This window comes from Arsukibacterium sp. MJ3, assembly GCF_000987765.1.
Classification (GTDB): Bacteria; Pseudomonadota; Gammaproteobacteria; order Enterobacterales; family Alteromonadaceae; genus Alishewanella.
The window spans coordinates 1-4473 of record NZ_LAHP01000041.1 but is presented as its reverse complement, the minus strand read 5'-3'; the positions used below and the strand labels follow the sequence as shown (position 1 = coordinate 4473).

Sequence of the window (4473 nt, the reverse complement as noted above, 5' to 3'; positions counted from 1 at the left end):
TTAGTTGTCGCTCGCCTAGCTGTCAAGATTTTGGTGATTGTGGTTAATGGTGCTAACGCCTAGTGTTTGTTACTCACTGTTTTGTTCAGCTGTGCCTGTTCAGTTGTGCCTGTCCTTTTTACTGGTGGAAATGATGCGATTAATTGCCCCATCCATTGTTCAGTTGTGCCTGTCTTTTTCACTGTGATTGTGATAATGGTGCTAACGCCTAGTGTTTGTTACTCACTGTATTGTTCAGCTGTGCCTGTCCTTTTCACTGTGTTTGCTGAGCCTGACCGCTGGTGAAGAAGTAAAGCTGCAGGGGGCCCGACTTGCTCATGTAGCAACCGGTAAGATTGCTGCCACAGCTGGTTGGCTTAAGATCACCGAGCAGTCCGTACACCTCGCCCTCGAGCTCGGCAATCGGCAAACCGTGGAGCAGCTTCTGCAGGCTCGGGGTAATGGCAGGCAAGTCTTGCGCATACACTGGCAGTTGCAGCGTCATGGCGGCTGCAAACAGGCAAATAGCATTTAACCATCTTGACTTAACGGTCAGTGGCCTAAAGGGTAAAGCTGCGTTTTGATTCATTTTATTCCCGTCGAAGGTGGTAAGCCGAGGGCATCAATGGATGTACCCTCGGCGCAATCAGTTCCGAAGCTGACTTAAGGCTGGGGATTACGGCCTTCATCTTCGCCGGAATTAAACCAATGGTCGAGGGCATCCTCGTAATTGGTTTTACCGAAGGCGTTCTGAAGATCTGGGTAGCGGTTCAGATAGCTGGCGATGCTGAAATTGGCGCTGCCTTGGCGACCCTCGCGGATGCCGTTGTCAAGCCAGTGCTGCGTAGCACACTGCCAGTTGCCCTGTCCACAATACGCCATAAGGTCGGAGTGGTGACTCAAATAGAAGCTGGCGCTGAACTCGAGACTGCCTTGTCTACCTTCGTTAAAGCCGCTGTCTTTCCAGTGTGTAGCCAGGTCCATATTTGCTCGCACCACGTCGGGAGCATTGTCGTAGTAATAGTCCCAGTCAAACACGGAAGCAGCAAAGATCGGGTTTGGCCCTTTTTTGTGCTTCTTCTTTTTGCCGAGTTTTTTAAAGGCGTTGCCTGCATCGTTAAAGGCCTTATTAGCCGCGTTAGAGGTCTTGCTGGCCACATCGCGCGCGGCATTCTTGACGCGGTTGTAATCCTGCTCGGCGACCTTGGCCACTCTTTGTGCTTCCTCTTCGGCAAGTTTGCTGATCTTGTTCAGCTCGGCGTTGGCAGCACTCGCCGTATAGCCACTGAGGTGGCTGTACTCCTTGGCGATTTTGTTGTAAGCCGCTTCTAGTTCCTTGCCGATACAGCCTTGAATTTTCGATGGGTCGACGTTAACGCCGCCATGGCCTTCAAACACCTTGGCGATGTTGAGGTCCGGCTGTAACTCTACGGATCCCTTGATCTCGAAGGGATTCACGCAACTGGCGTTGACGAAAATGTCGGCATGGGTGGTACCCAGGACGACTTCCACCTTCTGGCCGGCAAAGTTGCCCGCCATGCCGAATTCCTGAGTGGTCGGCGTGACCTTTACGCTTTGCGTCATATTGACTTTGACTTTACCGAGCGGTCCCAGCTTCAACTCCACACCATTGGTAGTGCTACTTTGAAGCCCCTTGATGCTTGCGATGTACTCCGTCTGAGATACCTTCGTCCCCAGAAAAACCGTATCGCTTGAGTTGGCGTAGTAGGGCCCGTTGTCTGCCAGTGGCCCAAACGAGACCATGTTGAAGTGCTTGTTGTTGGCCGGCCAAGGCTTGGTCTTGTCGCCAAAACGATACTCCGGCGCCGGATGCGGATTCTCCAGCCGGAACATAGACAAGGGCTTGGCAGCAGCCAGCAACGGCGCCTTGTAGGCGTTGATGCCGCCGATCAGGCCACCGCCATACCTGGCAAGTCGCGGATCGGGGGTGGCCATAGCAGCAATCACGTAGGCCGCGTCTTCCAGGGTGAAGCTGGCCGGCGTTGCGATGCGGTACCCAAAATCTGCAAGGTCCATTTCGCCAGCCGGTGTCAGTGGAGCGTAGAACTCCATCAAAAACTTCTTATCCAGCACGCCATGGAAGCCGGCATTGCCCTTGTAGCCGGCGACGAGCATGTTGTTGATGTAGAAGGTAGCGTCCGTCAGGGTGATCGGCGGCAGCAGCAGCGGCAGTCGGGAACCCGGGGCGAACTGGAACTCCACAAAGGCTTCCGGCACCATCGCATCGGCAACGGATTTGGTCATCGTCGCGCCATCAGCAACGGCGCCCGCGATTCCTGCGGCAGCACCGGCACCGCTGGCAATGTCCAGGGGGATCGGCATCACCACCGCACCGCGCAGCGTCAGTTGATCGGCATGCACGCCGAGGCCTACCATCGTGGTCTTGAGCACTCCGCCAACATTGACCCGCGCCGCCATCTGTACGCCGGAGGAGAAAGACAGCTCACTGACCCCGAAATAGCTTTCGTCAACCACCTTTTTCAGGTCGGGAGGCATCCTGTCCGTGGACAGGTCAAAGTCAGTCGTGGAGATAGAGATCATCAACGAGCGTGCCTTCGTGCTTCCCAAGACACTGTGCACCTTGTCGCCGAACAGCTTGGGCATCGCCATGTCTTGGTCGACCACAATAATGAACGTTTGCTGCACATCCTTGGTGGTGTAGAAGTACAGATGCAGCGGGCCCGACCTGGTAGAGTAGCAACCGGTCAGTCCGCCACCGCAGCTCGTCTTCGTCAACGCACCAACCATCTTCTGCAGCTCGTCCACACTGTCCAGCTTCAGGTTGCCGAGCATTTGCGTCAGTACAGGTTTTACGCCAACCGTGTCCTGAGATTTTGCTCCAGTCGCGTCCTGTGCATACGCCGGCGGCTGAAATACAAGGTAAGCCACCAACAGGCAGAGGGCTCCGAGCCATACTCTCCTTGCGGGCACAGACCGAGCGCTGGGTACATTGTTGTTTCTCATACGGTGGTACTCCTGTTTAACAAATCGTTGATGTTGCCAAGACTCACTTTGCACACGCCCCGTAAGCGGGTTGCGACGTGGCAGGTTCATTTGGGATTGAGCGAGAATGCAGTGCGCCCGGCCATGCAGCCGAGCTTTTGGCCGGCGGTCACGCTGCAGGAATCCAAGATGCCACCTTTGCCACCAAACAGACCGTAGCCTTCACCTTTTGGCCAGCAAAGTTGCCCGCCAAGCTCACTTCCTGCCCAACGCGGCACGCGTGCCGACACTCCAAATATTATTTTAATTCTTATTTTATTTTAAAAAAAACATAACATAATAAATCACATACTTATATAATTATATTTACTGCGCAATCCGCCTGTATAATTATAATGTTATCGGAGAAAATAAATAAAATAACGAGGATTATTGCAGGAAAATAATTTAAAAATTTACTATAAAAGTATTTAATTAACTAAATATATTTAATTTTAAATAGCCAGCTCCGCTATAAGTTGAGATATATTTAATAAGCGTTGACATGCAACGATAATAAGTTAATATTTTTTTCATTCTAAAAACCTATTCGACGACTTATGCAAACAAAATTAAAAACAAACAGTCAACTTAATTTACCCCGCAAATTCAGCTTAGCTTCAATATTATTACTCTCAATCTCAGGATGCTCATCTTTTAGTACATCTGAAATAAAGAAAAATGAACTGTTCGACCGCAACGGTGTTGATATACTTAGCGCTGCACCTGACCGGAAATTTATTTTAATAAAAGAAAATAAATCTGAAGAAACACACTGTCTTAGCCCGTCACCGGACTATGCAAATACGTCTAGCAGTGGCATCAGCATTGGAGAAAGCATGGGCCCCGCTGGCAGTGCTTCCATTGGGGATACTGCTACGAAGGGTGCAGCAACACTTGGAGGTCGTTCACCTGCAGTATTAATGGTAAGAGAACTTTTATACCGCACCTGTGAATTCAATATGAATAACAACGACAATCCCGCTGAATCGCGTGCCATTTATATAGAAACGTTAAGGATCATTGAAAAGATAGTCACATCAGCTGACGGTGCTATGTCTGGCACAGCTCCGCTTGATGCAGAGCCAGGCATACCTGCCACCGCACAGCCCGAAACATCTTATTAAACGCAAGTTATTATGCCTTACTGGCAATTTAAGACTAACGTACAACTAAAAAACCGGGCTTGGGTAGTATCACCTATCCAAGCCCGGCTTTATTTTTTCCGCACTTTAACGACTAACTGTTAAGACGCTCTACTCCTTTACCACATCAATAAAGTAATGGCTTTCCCCGGCGATAGTTTCGCGCACCAGTCCATGAACGTCAGTCTCGAAACCCGCAGAGAAATAGGACAGGCACAGCAGAAATGATGTGATTAATCGCTCCATCCATTACACATGTTGATGTGTTTATGCACTAGCTAATGCGGCAAAGAATGGCGGCTAGGGGCGTTAAAGGGTAATACATTGCGCCTGATATATTTTTCAC

General features: G+C 50.4%; 3 protein-coding genes. 1 reads left to right on the top strand and 2 read right to left on the bottom strand.

Features of this window, described 5'->3' with window-relative positions; all coding sequences use genetic code 11:
* Nucleotides 1–253: 253 nt before the first annotated feature.
* Together VT06_RS16340 and VT06_RS16335 are read right to left on the bottom strand one after the other, a co-directional pair.
* A complete protein-coding gene (locus VT06_RS16340) occupies nucleotides 254–568 on the bottom strand; it encodes a hypothetical protein (RefSeq protein ID WP_046555403.1) in 315 nt (104 codons plus the stop codon).
* Between the two features lie 74 nt (nucleotides 569–642).
* Complete coding sequence (locus VT06_RS16335) at nucleotides 643–2964, bottom strand: hypothetical protein (RefSeq protein WP_046555402.1); 2322 nt, start codon at nucleotides 2962–2964, stop codon at nucleotides 643–645.
* Between the two features lie 578 nt (nucleotides 2965–3542).
* Between VT06_RS16335 and VT06_RS18150 the strand changes: the two genes are divergently transcribed.
* Nucleotides 3543–4109, top strand: coding sequence for a hypothetical protein (locus VT06_RS18150; protein ID WP_152659049.1), 567 nt, complete (start codon nucleotides 3543–3545; stop codon nucleotides 4107–4109).
* The last annotated feature ends 364 nt before the right edge of the window (nucleotides 4110–4473 follow it).

Bases quoted from the DNA above. Each gene is read 5' to 3' on its own strand.
- VT06_RS16340 (WP_046555403.1), bottom strand. From the start codon at position 568: ATGAATCAAAACGCAGCTTTACCCTTTAGGCCACTGACCGTTAAGTCA.
- VT06_RS16335 (WP_046555402.1), bottom strand. From the start codon at position 2,964: ATGAGAAACAACAATGTACCCAGCGCTCGGTCTGTGCCCGCAAGGAGA.
- VT06_RS18150 (WP_152659049.1), top strand. From the start codon at position 3,543: ATGCAAACAAAATTAAAAACAAACAGTCAACTTAATTTACCCCGCAAA.